This is a genomic window from Chloroflexota bacterium, assembly GCA_026706485.1.
In the GTDB taxonomy this organism is placed as follows: domain Bacteria; phylum Chloroflexota; class UBA11872; order UBA11872; family UBA11872; genus JAJECS01.
Genome location: JAPOYR010000007.1, coordinates 26,361 through 46,668, shown reverse-complemented (window position 1 = coordinate 46,668; position 20,308 = coordinate 26,361). Strand labels below are relative to the sequence as shown.

General features: G+C 67.4%; 18 protein-coding genes and 1 tRNA gene. 8 read left to right on the top strand and 11 right to left on the bottom strand.

The annotated features are described in order from the left end of the window. Positions 1–149: 149 nt before the first annotated feature. The 3 genes from OXG79_05845 (at position 150) to OXG79_05835 (ending at position 3,548) form a co-directional block, all read left to right on the top strand. Positions 150–1,730, top strand: a complete 1,581-nt coding sequence (locus OXG79_05845; GenBank protein MCY3783290.1) for a flavin monoamine oxidase family protein — start codon at positions 150–152, stop codon at positions 1,728–1,730. 210 nt (positions 1,731–1,940) lie between these two features. Next, a complete protein-coding gene (locus OXG79_05840) occupies positions 1,941–2,552 on the top strand; it encodes a hypothetical protein (GenBank protein ID MCY3783289.1) in 612 nt (203 codons plus the stop codon). 96 nt (positions 2,553–2,648) lie between these two features. Beyond that, positions 2,649–3,548, top strand: coding sequence for a mechanosensitive ion channel (locus OXG79_05835; GenBank protein ID MCY3783288.1), 900 nt, complete (start codon positions 2,649–2,651; stop codon positions 3,546–3,548). A 282-nt stretch (positions 3,549–3,830) separates the two neighbouring features. Here the strand turns inward: OXG79_05835 and OXG79_05830 are convergent, their stop codons facing one another. From OXG79_05830 to OXG79_05800, 7 genes are all read right to left on the bottom strand, one after another. Then, positions 3,831–6,341 (bottom strand): CehA/McbA family metallohydrolase, encoded by a 2,511-nt coding sequence (locus OXG79_05830; GenBank protein ID MCY3783287.1) that lies wholly within the window; start codon positions 6,339–6,341, stop codon positions 3,831–3,833. 275 nt (positions 6,342–6,616) lie between these two features. Further along, positions 6,617–7,357, bottom strand: coding sequence for a phytanoyl-CoA dioxygenase family protein (locus OXG79_05825; GenBank protein ID MCY3783286.1), 741 nt, complete (start codon positions 7,355–7,357; stop codon positions 6,617–6,619). A gap of 31 nt (positions 7,358–7,388) precedes the next feature. Continuing rightward, positions 7,389–7,886: a 5-(carboxyamino)imidazole ribonucleotide mutase gene (gene purE, locus OXG79_05820; GenBank protein ID MCY3783285.1), complete on the bottom strand. Its 498-nt coding sequence runs from the start codon at positions 7,884–7,886 to the stop codon at positions 7,389–7,391. Between the two features lie 7 nt (positions 7,887–7,893). Then, positions 7,894–9,345: an NADP-dependent isocitrate dehydrogenase gene (locus OXG79_05815; protein ID MCY3783284.1), complete on the bottom strand. Its 1,452-nt coding sequence runs from the start codon at positions 9,343–9,345 to the stop codon at positions 7,894–7,896. 77 nt (positions 9,346–9,422) lie between these two features. Further along, positions 9,423–9,998 carry an NAD(P)H-dependent oxidoreductase gene (locus tag OXG79_05810; protein MCY3783283.1) on the bottom strand — a complete coding sequence of 192 codons (576 nt, stop codon included), beginning with the start codon at positions 9,996–9,998 and terminating at the stop codon, positions 9,423–9,425. Positions 9,999–10,371: 373 nt separating this feature from the next. Continuing rightward, on the bottom strand, positions 10,372–11,262 hold the full coding sequence (locus tag OXG79_05805) for an aldolase/citrate lyase family protein (GenBank protein ID MCY3783282.1): 891 nt from the start codon (positions 11,260–11,262) through the stop codon (positions 10,372–10,374). A gap of 40 nt (positions 11,263–11,302) precedes the next feature. Continuing rightward, positions 11,303–12,097, bottom strand: coding sequence for a nucleoside phosphorylase (locus OXG79_05800; GenBank protein MCY3783281.1), 795 nt, complete (start codon positions 12,095–12,097; stop codon positions 11,303–11,305). Between the two features lie 99 nt (positions 12,098–12,196). On the opposite strand from OXG79_05800, the gene rfbB reads away from it, so the two are divergent. The 5 genes from rfbB to OXG79_05775 all read left to right on the top strand — a co-directional run bounded on the left by rfbB (position 12,197) and on the right by OXG79_05775 (position 15,389). After that, complete coding sequence (gene rfbB / locus OXG79_05795; GenBank protein MCY3783280.1) at positions 12,197–13,222, top strand: dTDP-glucose 4,6-dehydratase; 1,026 nt, start codon at positions 12,197–12,199, stop codon at positions 13,220–13,222. Between the two features lie 94 nt (positions 13,223–13,316). Next, a complete protein-coding gene (locus tag OXG79_05790; protein ID MCY3783279.1) occupies positions 13,317–13,979 on the top strand; it encodes a CPBP family intramembrane metalloprotease in 663 nt (220 codons plus the stop codon). Beyond that, positions 13,970–14,043: transfer RNA gene (locus OXG79_05785), tRNA-Arg, on the top strand. The genes OXG79_05790 and OXG79_05785 overlap by 10 nt, the downstream gene beginning before the upstream one ends. 105 nt (positions 14,044–14,148) lie before the next feature. Then, positions 14,149–14,403 carry a type II toxin-antitoxin system prevent-host-death family antitoxin gene (locus OXG79_05780; protein MCY3783278.1) on the top strand — a complete coding sequence of 85 codons (255 nt, stop codon included), beginning with the start codon at positions 14,149–14,151 and terminating at the stop codon, positions 14,401–14,403. 14 nt (positions 14,404–14,417) lie between these two features. Beyond that, the gene (locus tag OXG79_05775) at positions 14,418–15,389 is read left to right on the top strand and encodes an aldo/keto reductase (protein ID MCY3783277.1); all 972 of its coding nucleotides are present in this window, start codon (positions 14,418–14,420) and stop codon (positions 15,387–15,389) included. Between the two features lie 18 nt (positions 15,390–15,407). On the opposite strand, the gene OXG79_05770 is transcribed toward OXG79_05775, so the two are convergent. The 4 genes from OXG79_05770 to OXG79_05755 all read right to left on the bottom strand — a co-directional run bounded on the left by OXG79_05770 (position 15,408) and on the right by OXG79_05755 (position 20,242). Then, a complete protein-coding gene (locus OXG79_05770) occupies positions 15,408–16,175 on the bottom strand; it encodes a fumarylacetoacetate hydrolase family protein (GenBank protein MCY3783276.1) in 768 nt (255 codons plus the stop codon). Positions 16,176–16,246: 71 nt separating this feature from the next. Continuing rightward, on the bottom strand, positions 16,247–17,200 hold the full coding sequence (locus OXG79_05765; GenBank protein ID MCY3783275.1) for a 3-hydroxyacyl-CoA dehydrogenase family protein: 954 nt from the start codon (positions 17,198–17,200) through the stop codon (positions 16,247–16,249). Positions 17,201–17,236: 36 nt separating this feature from the next. Next, positions 17,237–19,210, bottom strand: coding sequence for a serine protease (locus OXG79_05760; GenBank protein MCY3783274.1), 1,974 nt, complete (start codon positions 19,208–19,210; stop codon positions 17,237–17,239). A 183-nt stretch (positions 19,211–19,393) separates the two neighbouring features. Further along, positions 19,394–20,242, bottom strand: a complete 849-nt coding sequence (locus OXG79_05755) for a sugar phosphate isomerase/epimerase (protein MCY3783273.1) — start codon at positions 20,240–20,242, stop codon at positions 19,394–19,396. Positions 20,243–20,308: the final 66 nt, after the last annotated feature.

Sequence of the window (20,308 nt, the reverse complement as noted above, 5' to 3'; positions counted from 1 at the left end):
AAAGTCGCAGACAGCGAACCGTCAGCCGTGCTGGGCGGAAACGCCATCGACTTCTACGAACGTGCATGAGTCCTACCAGCCGCACATGACGGGTTAAGGATTGCCAGCGCGCCGGGCGCGATGAAGGCGCGCATAGGGGAGACGAAGCGATGTCATCGATGACGATGCGACTGACGAAGCGGCAGTTCCTGCGCCTGGTCGGTTCGGCCGCGGGCGTGGCGGCCACCTACCACACCATGAACACGCTGGGCCTGTTGGGCCCGGCGAGCGCGAAGGCGGACACGCCGGACCTGCCGGACGGCTCGGGCTTCGGCAAGCGCGTGGTAATCCTGGGCGCCGGCATCTCGGGCATGACGGCGGCCTATGAGCTATCCAAGGCGGGCTATCACTGCACCATCCTGGAAGCCACCAACCGCGCCGGAGGTCGCAACCTGACCGCCCGCGCCGGCGACGTGATCCACGAGGTCGACAGCCGGCAGTGGGTCGACTTCGACCACGAGGACCATCTCTACGCCAACCTCGGACCGGCGCGCATTCCCTACCACCACCGGATCATTCTTGGTTATTGCAAGGAGTTCGGCGTCGAGCTCGAGATGTTCACCAACGACAACCGCGCCGCCTTCTTTCACAACGCCGAGCGATTCGGCGGGCAGCCCGTGGTGGGGCGGCGGGTGATGACCGATCAGCGCGGCTACATCGCGGAGTTGCTGGCCAAGGCCATCAACCGCAACGCGCTCGACGACGCGCTGACCGCCGACGACAAGGAGCGCCTGCTGCCCATGCTCGTCGAGTTCGGCGGCCTGGATCCCGACTATCTCTACGCCGGCTCGAACCGCGGCGGCTACCAGGGCGAAACCGTCAACGCGGGACTCGCGCCGGGGGACGTCAACGATCCGCTGGACTTCAGCGAGCTGCTTCGCTCGGAGTTCTGGGAGTACAAGCTCCACTTCAGCCAATTCCTCGACCAGAATCCAACCCTCTTCCAGCCCGTGGGCGGCATGGACGCCATCGCCAAGGCGTTCGAGACGCGGGTCCGGCGGCTCATCCGCTACAACAGCGTCGTCGAAGAAATCCGCAAGACCGCCGACGGCGCCCGCGTGGTCCACCGGAATCAACGCAGCGGCGTCACCGAAGCCCTCGACGCCGACTTCGTGATTTGCACCATCCCCGCGCCGGTTCTGAAGGACATCCCCAACGATTTCACCTCCGAGACCCAGGCCGCCATCGAGTCCGTCGCCTTCGTGCCCGCGGTCAAGATCGGCTTCCAGGCACGCCGCCGGTTCTGGGAGGATGACCACGCCATCTATGGCGGCATCTCCTGGACCGACCAGGACATCACCCAAATCTGGTATCCGGCCAACGGGTACCACCGCGAGAAGGGCGTCGTCATGGGCGCCTACATCTGGGACGACTTCCCGGGCCAGGGCGAGCGCTGGGCGAACATGACCCCACCGGAGCGCCTGCGGACTGCCATCGCCGAGGGCGAGCACCTGCACCCCGGCTACGCGCAGGAGATCGAGGCGGGCGTCAGCCGCGCCTGGCTCAAGGCGCCCTATCAGCTCGGCGCCTGGCCCGAGAGCTATCAGCCGCCCGCTGAGATCCTCGCCCCCGACGGCGCCATCTACTTTGCCGGCGACCAGATAACCGCGCTCCCCGGCTGGCAGGAAGGCGCCGCCCTGGCGGCCCACACGGTGGTGAACTCGATCCACGCGCGAGTCATGGCGGGCTAGGTCCAGGATCAGGCCCGCCTTGGCGACAATTCAAGCGCAAGCCAGCTCTCGCCACCCGGAAGGCGCACGTGGCCCGTTCGCCCTGAGCCTGTCGAAGGGCGTGGTTCGACAAGCTCACCACGAACGGAAGTTTGGCGACCGAGTAGACGGGATTTGGCTACTAGTTCCCTGGACTGAAAACGCGAGCGATCCGCGCTCGGCGAGGGCCTGATGAGCCGCCGGCCAGTCTGGATCGGAGCCGATCCGGGCGGAACAAGCAACTTCGGCATCGCGGAGCTCTTCGCCGACGGCGCCACGAGGACCGGCTGCGTGTCATCCGCCCACGAAGCCGCCGAGTGGATCCAGGGCACGCCACAGGGCGCAGGCATCGACGCTCCCATGTGGCTGTCGTCGGCCAAGCGAGGCGACCGCAAGGCCGACCGCTGGCTTCGGTGCAAGTACGGCAACGCATCGCCCGGCAAGGTGCTCGCCATCAACTCGCTGTACGGAGCCGTTCTGGCGCAAGGCGCCATGTTCGCCGTCGAGCTGCGTTGTTGCTTTCCCGAGCTGTCCATCACGGAATCCCACCCCGGCCTGTTCCTGCGAGCCTGGGGCTGCCGTTTCGACGAGCCGAAGCGATTCGACGAGCTGAAACGCTGCTTCGGAATCCACGCCAAGCCCGGAATCAGCGATCACGAGCGGGACGCCGTGATCGCGGCGCTGGCCGCGCGAGAAGGATTCAGCGGTTGCTGGCGGCGCGACCTCGCGCTCAAGCGGCTTCCAGAGGAACAGGACCCGGCGACGTATTGGCTCGCGCCGATGCACTACTGGTGGTTCGAGTAGCCGCAGACCGCTCAGGTTGTCCAGTCCGGCCCAATCCCCAAGACGCTGCCTTAACATGCACCTGCCCACGACCCCACCCAGCCCCGGAGACGCCTGATGGAGTTATGGAACACCGTGTGGGACGCCTTCAACGCGCCCATGTTCAGCCTGGGGGAAGAGCCCATCACGCCCCTCAGCATCGTCGTGCTGCTGGTCATCCTGGCGATCACCTGGATCATCGCCGGCCGTGTGCGCTGGCTGATCGAGCGCCGCATTGGCCAGGTCGCCGACATCCAGGAAAGCACGCTGCACATCATCGGCAACCTTGGCCGGTACCTCATCATTCTCGTCGGCCTCTTCATCGGCTTTCAGTCGATCGGTCTGCAGCTGGACTCCGTCCTCATCATCTTCGGCGCCCTGGGCGTGGGCATCGGCTTCGGCCTGCAGAACATCGCTAACAACTTCGTCTCCGGCGTGATCCTGCTGGTTGAGCGGCCCGTGAAGGTTGGAGACATCATCGACGTGGGCGGTGAGCTGGGCACCGTGGAGCGCATCAGCATTCGCGCCACGACGCTGCGCAAGTTCGACCAGACCCAGGCCATAGTGCCCAACGGCGATCTCATCTCCACCACCGTCACCAACTGGACCCACGACGACCGCCGCGTGCGGGTGGACTTCATCGTGGGCGTGGCCTACGGCTCCGACACGCGCCTGGTCGAGCGCCTCATCCGCGAGGCCGTCAACGGCCACGAGAACGTGCTCGACGACCCCGAGCCGCGCATCTTCTTCTTCGAGTTCGGCGACTCGTCGCTCAATTTCCGCATCCTGTGCTACGTCGCCGACATCAGCGAGCGGTTTGCGACGCTCAGCGATTTGCACTTCCAGATCGACGAGGCGTTCCGGGAGCACGACGTCGAGATCCCGTTCCCGCAGCGCGATCTGCACCTGCGTTCGATCGACTCCGACGCAGTGATGCGGCACGCGCCCACCCCCACGAACGGCTCGCCGAAGGCGTAGGCACAACGGGCGGCTCAGGCCGGGAAGTCTGGTAGGGGCGGTTTGCGAACCGCCCCCACAGGTGTACCGACGCGCGGCCATGCCCGACCGTTGGTTGGCCCGCCTTCGGAGGCCCACGCTGCGAGTCCGGTGGCTCCCGCTGCCTGCAGCGTGGGATCGGCCGACCCCCTCACCCTAACCCTCTCCCACGGTGGGGAGAGGGGACTCGATCCGCCTGCGATGGTGTCGCCCAGGCCACGGCTGAATCTCCCAGACCGCCCGCGGCCTGGGCCACCGGAGGACTTAGTGCGGAATGCCGAGCGCGTGCATCCGCCGGTGGATGGCCTCGCGGGCCTCGTGGAACGGGCGTTCGAGAAATCCCACGTGATCGGCCTCGCCGTGGTGGTGGCTGGCGTGGCCGGCCGGATATTGGGTGCTGCGGTGGCGAATGTAGTCCAGGCTGCCGTCGATCAGCGTGAGCATGTATTGCGCCGTGGCGTCGCTCCACATGGACCACTCGGCGTCACCGTCGGCCACGTAGACCGGCGACGTGTGGGCGAACCGCTGACGGTGCCAGACGTCATGGTGCTCGGGGGCGTCGAAGTAGGACGGCCCGCCGCAGCGCGCCGTGAGCCAGGTGGGCGCGGAGACTTCAAGCGTTTCGGACAGCCGCAGTTTCCGTGCGCCGCCTGACGCCTGCGCCTCGGCCACCACCTGCCCCTCCCGCACGATCTGGAGGCTGTGTACCGGCAGAATCGACTCGACCGACGCCTCCACCGTGACGCTGCCGCCGTTCGCGTCCAGATGCAGCGTGTCGCCGGGCTCATGGCCGTCCACGCGCAAAGTGATGATCGGCCCCCCGCTGAGGAACGTGCGCCCCGCCGCCATGTTCGCGCACCACGACTCATAGCTGAACGGCTCGTCGGACGGGAGCCGCACGTAGGTGCGATACAACCCGACCGGCACCTCGGACGACATCTTGTCCGTGCCCCCGACCAGCGGCAGGCGGTAGCCGCCGTTGAGATAGCGGTAGTACTCGGTGTGCGCGAAGGGCCCTTGCGTCAGCATCTCCACCGCGTCGGCGCGCCCCGTGGCGATCAGGGCGGCCGGCTCGCCGTTGGGAAACGGCAAATGCGGGATCACCACCGTGCCCCCCTGCGCATGGCAGGCGTCGGCCCAGTGGGACAGGGTGGTCTCCATCGATCCGCCCGGCTCCGCTTCCGTCGGCCCATCGGAGCACCAGGGCATCACCGGGTCCGTAAGCCCCAGCAGCGTGAGGTGACCCAGGAAGTGCTGCCGGTTCTCCTGCGAGACGTAGACGATGGTGCGGCCGTCGTCGGACACGCGCGGCCGGCCGATGAAGTCCTCGGTGTTGGTGAAGAGCGAGCCCCACTGCGACTGCAAGACATTGACCACATTCAGGTCTTCGCCGGCGGCTTCGACGTTAGCCCCATCGCCTGACAGAAAGTGGACGTGGGTGTCGCCGCTGTACCAGCCCTGGGCGTTCATGTCGGTCCAGCGGTCGAGCTTCAGCTCGAGCTCACGCTGGCCGGGCTTGATCTCGATTGCAGCGCGAAACGGCTCGTACTCGAACCCGCGGGCCACGTCCACCAGCACGCGGCCGGTGGGCAGCCAGCCCTGACAGCGACCGTCGATGTAGGCGTAGGTGGCCTGGTCCAGCCGCAGGTCGCCGCCCACGTCGACGTGCCAGGTGTCGTGCTCAGCATTCAGGTGAGCGTGATGGCCGTGGGGCTGATAGGGCACGCCCTCGGGCGAGCGGAAGTGGATGCGGCAGGGCACGGGGCGTCCGGTGGCCGCGTCCACGACACGCGTGTGCACCCAGGCGCGACCGGTTTCGGACGCCCGCACGGTGAGCCGCTCGGATGGCGTCAGCTCGCCCTTCGCCGTCAGCTCGCCAAAGCGCACCTGTCCCAGCTCCTCGCCCTCCAGCTCCACGCGCACGGTTGCCGACGGCGTGGCCGCGATTTCGCTATAGGCGGGGCTGCTGCCCGGGTTCTTCGCCTCGCCCCAGCCGGCCGTGTCCGAGGTCAAGAAGGCGTCCGGGTCGCGCGGCAGCGGGTGCGCGTGCGTCGCGGTGCCGCGGTCGACGGCAATCTCGACGGCGAAGGGCCGGTCGGCGTCCTCCGGCTGCGGCAGCTCGACCACGACCGCCCGGCGCGCGTCCGCGCGCAGCGGATCCTCATCGACCATTCCCACGCACACGCCGCAGAGGACGACGGCACGTTCGGTGGGACGCACTTCGACCGCCGCGATCTCAACGTCCGGCCGCGGGTTGCGCCAGGGAAACAGCGAGAACGCGGGCAGCGGCGGCGTGCCGACGTCCGTCAGCGCGCGGCCCATGCCCTCGCGCTCGACCACGTCGCGCGGCGCGGCGGGCGGGTCGGCTTGGGGAAGCGCCAGGAACGGGGCGCCGACCCGGAACAAGTCGGTGGAGTGCGCGGTCACTCCAATTTCGAAGCGCTCTCGAATCTGGAGATCCTGCGTCTCGCCGTCGGCGAAGTGCACCCGGTAGACGGCAACCGTATCGCCCGGCAGGTCGCCTTCGGGGAGCCGTGACGACGCCAGCGAGTGCGCGAAGGTGAGCGTGACGGCCGCCCGACCAATTTCGACGCGCTGCGGCTCGGTGTGGCCGTCAGGACCGAACAACGCCACCAGCGAGCCCTCCGCGTCGCCGATGTCGAAGGGCAGTCCGCGCACGTCCCGGCGGCCGAGCCACTCACGGCCCTCGTCGCCGATCAAGCCGGCGTCGGCATTGCAAAGGGGAGCAATCGTCAGCGCCTCGTAGTCGGACATCGGGAACCTCGCGCGGCCGGCCGGCGTGCGGTGATGGTGGCGGTCCGGCGCGCGGGCGTCAACGCGCCCCGGCCGTGGCGGATCTCTGGCCCCTCCGGGCGGCAACACGGGCCGCCCCTACAGGAACCCCTATCCGGTGGCCCAGGCTGCGTGCAACCTGGGAGACTCACACGCAGCCGGTCCGGTCCCCTCTCCCACGGGGAGAGGGATAGGGTGAGGGGCCGGCCCCTCCCACGCTGCACGCAGCGCGGGCCACCGAATGCCCCTGGATCCCGTCAGCGCTTGAGCGGGTGGTCCTCGCCGAGCATGGCCTGGATCGGCTCCTCGTCCATGTGGCTGGCATCCGTGCGGATGTAGTGGCAGGCGTAGGCCCTTCGCCAGGCGTCGCTCGTGTTGGGAGCGGACATGTGGAACGTCAGCAGGTGATGGAAGATCACGCCTCCGGCGCGCACCGGCGCGTGCACGGGCGCGGGCAGCTCGAGGCGCTCCGGTATCAGATGCGTCGTGCCGCCTTCCCACACGTGCGGCACGGCGCCCTCCAGGTGCGAGCCCGCAAAGTACTGCATACAGCCGTTGGCCTCGGTGGCGTCGTCCAGCGCGCACCACACCGTCACGCCCCAGTCGGCCGGGTCTATGCCGAAGTGGGCGTTGTCCTGGTGCGGGGGCTTGGCGCTGCCCTGGCGCGGCGGCTTGAGGAACGCCTGATCGGAGTACAGGCGCAACGGTTCGCCGATGAGCTGGCCCACCATCTCCAGCAACTCCGGCGACTCGGCGTGCCGCTCGAACACGACGTCATGCGGCGCCAGCTCGTTCAGCTTGCGGGGCAAGGCGCCATCGGCGGGGGCGTCGGGCTCGAGCTGCACTCCCATGCGGTCGGCGTCGGCGCTGCCGGCGGGGGAGGTCACCGCGTCGATGCGCCGGCGCATTGCTTCCACGTGCTCCAGAGGCACGACGTCTTCCACGACGAGGTAGCCGTCGGCGCGGAACTGGGCGACTTGGGCGTCGGTCAGCGGCATCGGCTCAACCACCACGCAGGACGAATCGCCCTTACTCTAACGTTTCTTCGAGGATTTCCGCCGCCTGCGCCTCGCGCCGCTGTCGCAGCGTCTCGCGCAGCGCGGGATCGGCCGTGGCGAGGATCTGCGTGGCCAGGATCCCGGCGTTGACCGCGCCGGCCTTGCCGATGGCGACCGTGGCGACGGGAATGCCGCGCGGCATCTGCACCGTCGAGAGCAGCGAGTCCAAGCCATCCAGCGACCACGCCTGCATGGGCACGCCGATCACGGGCAGCATGGTATGCGCGGCCACCACACCGGCCAGGTGCGCTGCGCCGCCGGCGGCGGCGATGATCACGCCCAGCCCGCGCGACTCCGCCGAGCTGGCGTACTCCATCGTCTCGGCCGGCGTGCGATGAGCCGAGAGCACCCGCGCCTCGTGCGGAATGCCCAAGTCTTTCAGGGTGTCGGCGGCGGACTTCATCGTGCCCCAGTCGGAGGCGCTGCCCATCAGGATGCCGACCTTCGGGTCGGAGGATTCGTTGCTCATAGGTCCGTCACTCGCCTTGCGCCAGGGAATATGCGCGCGCGCCGTCAAACGTACACAAGTGCTCGGTTTTGGTGAAATCCAGCCCCGTCGCGGCGATGCGCCCTAGAAGCGCGACGATCTGCCCATGGTCGACGGCCGCGCCGTCGTCGCCCATGAACCTGGCGCGCCACTGGTCCACCAAGAGCCCGTCGGCCACGTTCTCGGGCCAGACCTGGGCGCCCCGGTTGCTGATCATCCGCAGGGTCAAGCCCGCGCCATTGGTCTCCTCTAGCCGGCGCGCAAGGCCCGCGGGCTCCGTGCCGTTCCAGTCAAAGAAGACATCCACGCCCACGGTCTCCTTGGCAGGTTTGCTGCTCGGCACCGACGCCGGGTGCACCGGGGTTCGGCCGCCAACTCCGTACACGGCGACGGGCAACGTCTGGGGCAATTCACCGATGCGGTCGGCCACGGCCTGTCCGAACTCCCGCGTGCCGACCTTGGCCTTGCTGTATTCCGGCGTGTGGATGTCGTAGGTGTGGATGCCGTCTTCCAGGGTTCGCAGCCAGGCGTTCTGCACGCGGCCGGCCACCTCGGCTTGGCCGATGTGATCCAGCATCAGCACCGCGGCGTTAAGCAGGCCCGACGGATTGGCCAGGTTCTGCCCCGCGCGGCGCGGCGCGGACCCATGGATGGCCTCGAACATTGCCGCGTTCTCGCCGATATTGGCGGCTCCGGCAAGTCCCACCGAGCCGGCGATCTGCGCCGCCACGTCCGACAGGATGTCGCCGTAGAGGTTCGGCAGCACCACCACGTCGAACATCTCCGGCGTGTCGGCCAGCTTCGCCGCGCCGATGTCCACGATCCAGTACTCGGCTTCGATGTCCGGATACTCCGCCGCGATCTCGTCGAAGACCTCATGAAAGAGGCCGTCCGACAGCTTCATGATGTTGTCCTTGGCGAAGGCGGTGACCTTGGACCGCCCGTGATGGCGGGCGTACTCGAAGGCGTAGCGAATGATGCGCTCGCTGCCCGGGCGGGAGATGAGCTTGAGCGACTGCATCACGTCGGCGGACTGGCGGTATTCGATGCCGGCGTAGAGGTCTTCCTCGTTCTCGCGGATCAGCACTACGTTCATGTCGGGGTGGTGCTTGGTCTGAATGTAGGGATGGAACGTGGCGGCGGGCCGCACGTTGGCGAAGAGGCCGAGCGCGACGCGCGTGGTGACGTTGAGGCTCTTGAATCCGCCGCCCTGCGGTGTGGTGATGGGCGCCTTGAGGAAGACGCGCGTGCGCCGGATGGACTCCCACGCAGCGTCGTCGATGCCGGTGGTGATACCGCGCTGGTAGACCCTTTCGCCGATCTCGATGACTTCGGGCTCGATGCGCGCCCCGGCAGTCTCGAGAATGTGCATGACCGCCGGCATGATCTCGGGTCCGATGCCGTCGCCATAGGCCACGGTGATCGGGGTCTTGTCCGTCATTCGGGTCTCCTGCGCCAGGCAACGGCGCCTAGCATATCGCCGCCGTCACCGGGCGTCTCCGGCTCGGGTCACCCCGCTCACGCCCAGCGCAGCGTGGGGTCGCCGGGGACGTAGCGGACGAACTCGCGAAACGCCGCCATGAGCTGCCGGACGCGCTCGCGTAGGCGTTCGTCGGTGAGCTGGCCCTGGTCGTCGAACGCGCCCCAGGCGCCGGCCACGAACACCTCCGGGTCGATCATCACCCGCATGCTGTTGTGCAGCGCGATCTCGCGCAGGTGCATCTGCGCCCGCACCGTACCGAAGCGGCCGCCCGCGCCCATAATGGCCATGGGCTTCCCGTCCAGCGGCGAGTCGGGCCCCCGCGAGGCCCAGTCGATGGCGTTCTTGAGCACGCCGGGGATGGAGTAGTTGTATTCCGGCGTCGCGACCACCAGGCCGTCGGCGGCGGCAAGGGCCTGGCGGAACTCCGCGACCGGCGCGGGGAGGCCGTCGTCCTCGAGGTCGCGGTTGTAGAGCGGAAGCGACGCCAGGTCCACGATGTCAAGGCGCGTATCGGCGGGCGCCAGAGCCTGGGCCTCGCGCAACAGCGCCGCGTTGAACGAGCCGCGGCGCAAGCTTCCGGCGATTCCCGCCAGCACTACTTCATCGCCCATCGTGCAACCTGTTTCTGTCCGCCGCAGTCCCGGCGATCGGGGGTTCCTTCACCATGATCGGGGCATGATGCCGAGCGGCCAAGAGGATTCTTGCTCGTCCGAGTTTTGCTCGGACGATAGGCATCGCTTGTGGCAGCGGTCGCAGATTTCTCGCTGCGCTTCGAACTGACAAGTGGGTGCTCATGACGACCGGGCGGACACTCCGAGGACGGGAGATGGCCTCCCTGTCATTCCGAGCCGCAGGCGAGGAATCTAAGGGGCGGGAAGCATGCACAGCGTCCTTAGATTCCTCACTTCGTTTCGGAATGACAATTCGGTGGGCATTCCGCAGTCCACTCGCAGGCCGAGGCGCCGTTATTCAATTACGGTCGATCTACACCGGCATCGCGCGCTGGGTATAGCCCCGCCCGAAGGCCGCGTGGGCCTCGCCACCGCCGATGATAAGGGCGCCAACCTCGTCGATGAGATGCCGCACCTGCTCTTCCATCGTCATGGCCGGGTCCGCCCAGCTGCACAGGAACGGGAGGCCCGCCGCGGCGCAGGCGGCGCGAACGGCCGTGCGGGCGGCGTCCATCTCGGGCGGGTAGGGCGGATCGTGCCGCGAGGCATGGCCGAACGACATGGCCATGTCGCCCGGACCCCACTCGGCGAATCCGACCCCGGGCACGGCGGTCGTCTCACGTGCGCGTTGCAAAGCGTGGCGGTCCTCGATCTTGAGTCCGAGCAGCAGCTCCCCATGCGGGTTGAGGGGCCATGGATCGGCGACGCGCAGGTATGCCTCAGGGTCGAGCCTCCAGATCTCGGCCGCGGCCGACTGCCCGCCCGCGCCGCGGGTGCCCTCACCCAGGCCCGACCCGACGCCGATGGTCTGAAACGGAAAGCGACAGGCCTCCACGAACGCGCGCACGGCCGCCGGGTCCCGCGCGTGGCACAGCAGCAGCCCGTGAACACCCGCGGTGAGGATGTGCCGAATCTGCCACGCGTTGGCGTGGATCTCCGCTGCGGATGCGCCGTGGGCCGGGAGCGTGCAAATCACCGTCGGCGTGGGATGGCCGCTGCGCGTCGGCCCCGCATCGCGCAGGCCGCGCATGAAGGCGGCTAGACCAACGGTATTGAGCGGAAAGTGCTCGAATTCGACCGTGAGGTAGTCCGCCCAAGTGCCGGACTGCTCGCGCCCGGCGTCATAGCTCAGCTCGGGCACGCCGTCCATGTAGATCGGCTGGCCGGACTCAAGCAGCTCGATGCAACGGTTGACGCGAGTCACGCGCACTCCTTTCACCAAAGCGGGCTCTGTCGCCGACATCCTACGCCTCGGCGGCGACGAGCTTGCGGGCCGCCGTCAGCATGATTTGCGCCAGGTCCGCGCAGTTGGCCGCGTACTCGTCCGTTCCGAAGATGTTGCCCCAGCCGGGATCGAACACATGGTCGCTGACGGTGAGGATGAGCCCAATGTCGACGCCCCGCACGGCGGCCAGCGTCATCGCCGCGGAGGATTCCATCTCGACGCCCAGGTCGCCTTCGGCGGCGTAGCGCGCCACCTTGCCGCGAAACTCGCGGTAGGGCGCGTCGGTGGTCCAGACGCGGCCCTCGTGAGCCGGCCGCGAGCCTTCGCGGGTGGCCTCCAGCAGCGCCCGCGTGGCGGGGCCTGAAGCGGCGGCCGCATGCTCCGGCCCGGCATAGTGAAACGAGGTGCCCTCCTCGCGCCGCGCGCCGGTGGGGACCACGTGGTGGCCAATGTGGATGTGCGGCTGCAAGCTGCCCACCGCGCCGCCGATGAGAATCGTCCGCGCACCGCCCGCGATCAACTCTTCGAGCGTCATCACCGTCCACGACGCCCCCGCGGACAGCTTGGCGACTGCCGCCCGCGTCCCATCCAGCTCGCCGACGCGCACGCCACGCCATGCGGACCGCGCCCCAATCGTTTCCGCAATGACCTCAACGGTCGGCGGCATGAACGAGGCAAGCACCAGCGGGGCGCTGGCGGCGCGCTCAGCCTCCCCGGCGCGCTCAGCCATCTCGCGCATATGGCGGCCGGGATCGATGACCGGCTCGTCGTCGCCGAACGCGTCGAGCCAGTCGAGGGGCGAGGTGGATGGCATGCGGAGTCGTGGCGTTGAGGGGGCGGAAAACGAGCCTAGCAGCCCACGGCCGGCGCCCATGCGTGGCGGGCCCACGGGCCGCCGCCGCTAGAATGCCGCATGGCAGACGGTCCGATCCTGGTCATTGCCGGGGGCGCGGGATTCATCGGCGCGAACTTCGCGCGCTATGTCGCCGCCGCCCGCCCGGAGTGGCGGCTGCGCGTGCTGGACAAGCTCACCTATGCGGGCGACCGGGCGCGCCTGGCGGGCGTTGACGCCGAGTTCATCGCGGGCGACATCGCCGACCCCGAGGCCGCGGCCTCGGTCCTCGCCGGGGCGCGCTGGCTGGTGAACTTCGCCGCCGAGACGCACGTGGACCGTTCGTTGCAGGACGCCCAAGCGTTCCTGCGCACCAACGTGACCGGGACCTTCGTCCTGATGAGCGCGGCCGGCGACGCCGGCGTCGAGCGCATCGTGCACGTGAGCACCGACGAGGTCTACGGCGAAAGCCACGGCCAGGCGTTCTACGAGGACGACCTGCTGCGGCCGCGCAGTCCCTATTCGGCCAGCAAGGCCGGCGGCGACTTGCAGGTGCTGGCGCTGCACGCCACCTACGGCCTGCCGGTGTGCATCACGCGCGGCGCGAACACCATCGGCGGCTGGCAGCACCCCGAGAAGGCCGTGCCGCTGTTTACCATCAACGCCTTACTCGACAAGCCGCTGCCGGTCTACGGCCGGGGCGAGCAGCGCCGGGACCGGCTGCACGTGGACGACCACTCCCGCGCCGTCCTCAGCGTGTTGGAACGGGGTGAGGTTGGCACGGTGTACAACGTGGCCGCCGGCAACAATCGGGACAACCTCACCGTCGTCAAAGCGATTCTGGAGCGGCTGGACCGGCCGGAATCGCTGATCCGGTTCGTGGAGGACCGGCCGGGGCACGACTGGGACTACATCATGGACGCCTCGCGCCTGCGCGGCCTCGGCTGGCAGCCCGAGCACGACTTTGCCTCGGCGCTGAACCTCACGGTGGATTGGTACGTCGAGCACCGCGACTGGTGGGAGCCGATCGTGTCCGGGGAGGTTCAGCAGTACTACGACCGCCAGTACGGCCGGCGACTGGCCACTTCCGAGGCCTATCGGCCCTAGAAGTCCGGCGCGGGGTCGCGGCGCGTTGGACGTGTGCCGCTGGCAAGATGTACCAGGCGGATATGCGAATTGCCGTGATGGAGTTGAACGGTCAATGACTTCTGCAACCAGCGGTCCCCTCGTCGCGCGGCGCGGTTGGCGCGACGCCTGGGCCTGGATGCGCTGGGACGTGCCGACGCGCATCGTGCTGCTGATCGCCGCACCGCTGATCTGGATCGCCGTGGCCGGCATCGACCCGCTGGCAATCGGGTTGCGATTCGACTTCTACTTGCGCGACTGGCTGCTCATCGCCCTTCTGGCCGTCGGCGCCGGATTGGTGTCGCTCGCCTACCGCCGCTGGCTGTGGCGGCCCCGGACCGCCCCCGACCGGTCCGCCTTGGCGCTGGAGCTGCCGTTCTTCGTCGTGCTGAACCCGGTCGCCGAGGAGCTGTTCTTCCGCGGCGCCGCGCTGTTCGGTTTGGCCAATTTTGTGGGCATGCCCTGGGCCATCGCGATCACGTCGGTCGTATTCGGCGTGCACCACGCGCTGGCGCGGTTTCCGGTTTCGTTTTTGGTCCTCGGAACTCTAGGCGGGGCGATGTTCGGCATCATGACGGCGTACTACTGGTCCATCGTTCCGGCCATCGTCATGCACGCAGCCGCCGACCTTGCGATCTTCGTGGCCGCAGGGCAAATGGCCCGGCGGGCCTGGGCCAATGACTCTCCGCAGGGGGTCGAGCCACCCCCTGTTGATAGACTTGCCGCACCGACCCCGTAGCTCAGTTGGATAGAGCGTGTGGTTGCGGACCACAAGGTCGGAGGTTCGAGTCCTCTCGGGGTCGCCCGCGATTTTGGGTGTCAGCCGCTGTGCCGTCGGTGCGGTCGCAGCGGCACTTTGAAGTAGATATCGCGCTCTGCCCGAATCCCGCGCCGTCGGAGGCTGCTCAGTGGAACTTGGCCTAGCCGAAGCGAAAGCACGACTCGCTGAGCTTGTCACCGCCGCGCAGCGTGGTGAGCGGGTGGTCATCATCCAGCATGGCGAACCCGCGGCCGAGCTTGTTCGCTGCCGCAAGGCCGGTGGGATCGACTTCGACAAGCTGAATGCGGCCCGACGGCGACTAGGCCTCGAAGGGGCTGCGAGCGAATGGCCCGCCGACTTCGACGATCCGGCGTTCAGTCACCGGGTTCTCGAACTGGAATAGGTCGACCATCGGTCATGAGTGACACGTGCCGCCTGGGCGCTACCGGCATCACCGTCGGTCGAGTCGGCGTGGGCACCTGGCAGTGGGGCGATACGAAGTACTGGAAGTATGGCCGCGTGCACAAGCGCGAGGACGTGGAAGGCGCATTCGCCGCCGCGCGCGACGCCGACTGCAACCTGTTCGATTCCGCCGAGATCTATGGGCGCGGCGAGTCGGAGCGAATTCTTGGCCCGCTGGCCCGCGCGTCCCGCGGAACGGTGGTGGCCACCAAATATTGGCCGTCACCGCGGCGATTCCGGTCCACTTCGGTCGATGACGCGATCGATCGCAGCCTGGCGCGACTCGGCCTAGACACCATTGACCTCTATCAGATTCACTGGCCGATGAGCCTGATTCCCCATCGGCGCCTCGCCCAGGCGCTGGCGCGCGCCGTCCGCGACCGGCGCGTCCGCGCGGTGGGCGTGAGCAACTTCACCGCCCGCGCCATGCGCCGGATGCACGCGCGCCTGGCCGACCTCGGCGTGCCCCTGGCGTCGAACCAGGTCGAGTACAGCCTGCTGCGGCGCGCGCCCGAGACCAACGGTGTGCTCAAGGCGTGCCAGGAGTTGAACGTGACGCTGCTGGCCTATAGCCCACTGGCCCAGGGCATGCTCACGGGCAACTATCACTTCAACAGCCGGCCCGGCGACGGCCGGCGCTGGTCGCCGCGGTTTCGCGACAAGGGCTACGAAGCCGCGGCCCCCGTGGTCGACACGCTGACCAAGGTGGCCGAACGGCACGACTGTTACCAGGCGCAAGTGGCGCTGGCCTGGCTGCTGCGGCACCCCGGCGTCGTGGTCATTCCCGGTGCCAAGTACGCCGAGCAGGCCCGCACCAACGCCGCCGCCCTAGACATCACGCTCACGCCCGAGGACGAGCGCGAGCTCGACGTCAAGACCGAGAAGTTCAAGTACAGCGCCCTGCTCGCGCGACCCTTTATGGGGTAGACGCCGTCCCTGCGGTGGCTACGCCTCCGCCGCCACCGGATTGGACAGCACGCCGCACCCGTCCACGTGCACCTCGACCACGTCGCCCGGCTTGAGCGCGGTGGTGGACTGCGGGGTGCCGGAAAAGATGACGTCGCCCGGCTCCAGCGTCATGTGCTGCGAGATGAAGCTCAAGGTCGTGTCGATGTCGTGCACCATGTCGTCCTTGGTGTTGGTCGACTGCACCACCTCGCCGTTGACCAGGGTCTTCAGGTTGATGTCGCGATAGTTCAGCCCGGTGGTGATCCACGGTCCGAACGGTGAGAAGGTGTCGCCGCCCTTGGCGCGCCACCACTGCACGTCCTTGTCATCGCCGTTTTGCCAATCGCGCTCGCTGACGTCGTTGGCAGGGCAGATGCCGAGGATGTAGTTGGGCGCGTCGTCCACCGAGACCTTGCGCGCCCGCTTGCCGATGATGACGGCGATCTCTCCCTCGTAGTCGACGTTGACGCTGCCCGCCGGAATCACGATGTCGTCTCCCGGGTCGATCACCGACGACGGCGGGGCCAGGAAGGGCTGCGGCCGCGTGAACGGCGGGCTGTCGCCCAGGTGGCTGTAGAAGTTTCCGGCGATATTGAGGATCTTGCTTGGCATCGTCGGCGACTTGAGCTTGACGTCGCTGAGCGCCGCGATCGCGCCGGTGCGCTGCAAATCGCCGAAGAAGTCGCCCTCGATTTCGGCGACGTTATCGCCCTCGCGGATGCCGTGGCGGATTTCACCCTGGTATTCGTAGCGAACGAGGTCCATGAGCCGTGCCTTTCGCAGATGCGTTGCGTCCCGCGCAGGATACGCGCTCGCCGCCCGGCATTGTCGGCGGGTCAGTCGCGCGGCAGGGCGTCCGCCCGGCGCAGGGCGCCGAATACTTCGAGCTGCTGCCGCTCAAGCTTCGTCCAATAGGCCGCGAAATCAACGTCCGACCAGTCGCAGAAGCCGCGCCCGGTCTTGAGTCCCAGGTGCCCGTCGGCGGCAAGCTCGCGGAGCGAGGCGTGCGGCTCTGAGGCGTTCGAAAGGTCCGGCCAGACGCGCTCGGCGCCCCGGACGGTGATGTCAAGTCCCACGAGGTCGCGGTCGCGGATCACGCCCATGAGCGGCATGCGCGGACCGAAGGAAAAGCCGGCAAGCTCGTCGATGTCCTCGGCGGAAATCACGCCGCGCTCCACCAGATCCAGCGCCTCGCGGAACAGCGCCTGGCGCAGGCGATTGGCCACCTGTCCCGGCAGGTCCACGTTGATGCGCACGGGGCGCAGCCCGGCGCCGCGGAGGAGCGCGAGCACCCGCGTGACGGTGGCCTCGGAGGTCTGCTCGCCCTTGGTCACCTCGACCATCGGAATGATGTAGGCCGGGCGGAAGAAGTGGGTGGTGGTGAAACGGTCGGGGCGGTCGGTGGCGTCGGCGAGGACGCGAATCGGGATGCTAGAGGTGTTGGTCGCCAGGATCGTCTCGGGCCGCAGGTGCGGCGCCAGGTTGCCGTAGACCTCGCGCTTGATCTCGGCGTCCTCGGCCACGGCTTCAATGATGAGATCGGCTGGGGCCAGGGCGGCGAGATCGGTCGAGGTGCTGATTCGCGGCAGGACGGCGTCCGCCTCTGTCGCGTTCAGCCATTCGTACTCGATCAGCAGGTCGAGGTTCTGGCGAATTTTGGCGCGGGCGCGGTCGAACGCCGTGGGGTCGGCGTCGACCATGACCACCGGGTGACCGGCGGCGGCGAAGACCTGGGCGATGCCGTGGCCCATGAGCCCCGCGCCCAGGACGCCAATGGTTTCCGCGCTCATTCGGAGAGTCCGCTCGCTGCGATTTCGCGCGCCATGCTACCAGTTCTCTGGCGGAGCTATTCCCGTTATACGCAAATTATGATAGAACATATCTGGCGACCCTGTTGAGGCAAGGCACTCGACTTGGAACCATATGTAATCGCCATATGGAAGCCCGGATTCCAAGTGCGCAGCCTGACCATTAATATATAGTGCGACCGAACTAGAATCGTAGACAAACCTGATATGAAATGATCCCCCAATCACGATGTCCTCATGACCACCTTCTCGCAGCCTGGAATAAGATCCGACACTATCTCTCAGCCATGTAAGCATGGAGATTCCTCCGCTTGCGGTCCCGAGCGGACCGAAGTAAACGAGGTCGCGATTTCCCAATTCAGGGCTATATGCATCGCGAAATTGAATTAGGCCTACAGGGACTTTGTATGGGCTCAGCTGCACGGTTGCCGTAAACTCGATCTTGGCGCCCCGCACGGTGATGGTTCCATCTGGGCCCGGAGTCCCGGGGCATGGCTCCCAGTCGCGCTCGGCCAGCACATCAGGATCGAAACGCGGCCGATGAGGCAGAGTAGGCGTCCCGCCGCGGCTGACTTCGTCGATCCAAGATTCAACGACTGGCTGTGCGGATGCCGCGGGAACCAAGTCAGCTATCCCTCCGTTGACCGGGTATCTGGGCGTTAGGACTCCCACCACATGCCCGGTGCGTAGTGCTACCGGTCCTCCCATCTGCCCCACGTTGATTCCCGGCTGTACCCCAAGCCACCGGTTAGAGTTCACACCTGATAACGAAGTCGTCGCCGATGTCGGCTCCGCCTGACAACCGATAGCCCCTGCTCTCGCCATCCGCTCGGCCTCGTATCCCAGTGTCACAAGCTCAACTTGTGCGTCCAGCCCGTTCGAGTCGCCCCAAATCACCGGGATGTGGTCGTCGCCTGGGACTCTTATCAGCGCAATGTTGAGGTACGCGTCTCCGGCGATGAGCAGCGCCCCTTCGTCACGTCCCCCTGGGCCTGAGACCTGGATGATTCGGGCGTTGCGCACGAGGTTCCAGGTCGTCACGGCATAGCCGCTCTCCGTCACGAAAAAGCCCGTCCCGCACCCGACGTCCGTGTTCACGCGGAGCAGCGAGACTTGGAGGAAGTCCGCCACGTCCTCAACGGTTGACCCGTGTGTGCCGCGCCGCCGTTCGAGCTTCGTCTCGATGCGCTCACCGACGGCAAACGGGGCCTCGGAGCCAAACACCGCATAGCGCCGCCAGGCGTCGCCGGGATAGCGCGTGTTGCGCAGGGTGTCGCCCAGCAACCCCAGCTTCACGGGCGCATGCGACGACTCTGGGTGGTACTCGAGCACGGCGGCTTGAAAGTACTGACGGATTCGACCGTCGACGAGGCGGGTGGGATCGTGCAGCACGGCCTGCGGGTGGTCGTCACGACGGGCGTCAGTCTTTGGGAAGCCGAACGACGCCACGCCGCCGAGCCGGTGGAAGAAGTCCGCAAAGCCAATGTCGACGCCTTCCACGGAGACGTTCGCAACCTTGTGCCCCCAGGGACCGAACTCGTCGCCGGGGTTGGGATTGGTGAGGCCCAGCTCAACTCCCTGATCCTCCGATCCGCCGAGGCCGCCGCCGACGTAGTCCCACGCCAAGCGGCGTAGGAACGTGTGAGCCTCGCCGCTGGGCGGCGGCCGCCAATCGATGACGCCCCGCTGGTAGTACTGCGTCAGGGTTCCGGGCGTCTCTTCGAATATGGCCGATGTGGGATAACCCCATCGCTCCACGCCGCCGGTCTGCTCGAAGTTCTGAAGGAAGCTCGCCGCAAAGGAAGCGCCGTCACTGAGCGTTCCCACGACATCGGCGACGTTGTGCTCGAGTTGCGGAAAGTAAGTGTTGGCGGCAACTTCCGCGGTTGCGAACGCGGATTCGGCCGCGCGCGCGGCTGACGGTGCAACAAGCGCCGAGCCCACCACCACCACAGCGAGCACGCGAGCGAGACGTCGCACTGCGAATGCCATGGCTGAGACGGCCGGACGCCAAGTCACGCTACATCTTTGGACCAAACGAGTGTTTCCCCAATTGTGGTCCGCTGCGCTAAAAGTGTCGAGCAGCGATGGACCAAATGGGCCTACGCTCGCGGCCGATGCCGGCGGCCATCCGTCTGTGGCGATGTCAGACGAGCCCGACGGCCGCAAACGCGCTCACTCAGCCGAAACGACAGGCGTGGAGTATTCGGCCATGAACCGCCGCAGCATCGGGATGGCCGCGGCGATATCGGCGCGTTCGTCGCCCTGGCCTTCGTATACCAGGCTCACCCAGCCGTTGTAGGACACCCCGCGCAGCGCGCGGAAGATGCGCTCATAGTCCAGGCTGGTCTCGCGACCGTCGCGCATCTCGTAGATCTTGGCGCGCACGTGAGTGGCCAAGGGGGCTGTCTGCTCGATGCTGGCCAGATAGTCGTATGCGGCGCGATCGGGATCTTCGGCATAGCCGCTGGCGCCGGGCGATCCCGCGTACTGGCCGCAGTCCAGCACGTGCCCCATATTCCGGTGGCCGACGTCCGCCAGCATGCGCTGCACGTCGTCTCCCGTGCGCGCGATCTGCCGGTGATTGTGGTTTTGCAGGCTCACCCGCACGCCCAGCTCGGCGCCGAATGCCCCCGACTGCCGCAGCGCCGCGACGCAGCGCGTCCACCCGGCAGACTCGTCGCCGGGCTCCGCCGTTCCGGCGAAGACCCGCACCTGAGGGGCCTTGAGCCGAGCCGCCGCGCGGATCCAGCGGTGGGTCATGGCAATCTGCTTGTGCAGGTGCTCTTCCGGTCCTGCGTATGTATTGCCGATCGAGACGCAGGGGATCGAAAGCCCGCGGTCAAGACAGGCGTCCGCGACCTTGTCGAGCACGCGATCGTCGTCTGACGGAAGCCCAAGCGCGTGCAGGTCCACGCCGTCAAAGCCGAGGTCCCTGGCCACGTCGAGAAACGACCAGATGTCCATCGCGCCCGCCGCGAAGGAGCGCTTGAACGAAAGCGACAGCAGACAGAGTTTCATCATCGGGTCACTCCCTCTCGTACTGGAGCGAAGTTCGTACTGCGCCATCTTGCAGGCACGAAAGCCGGT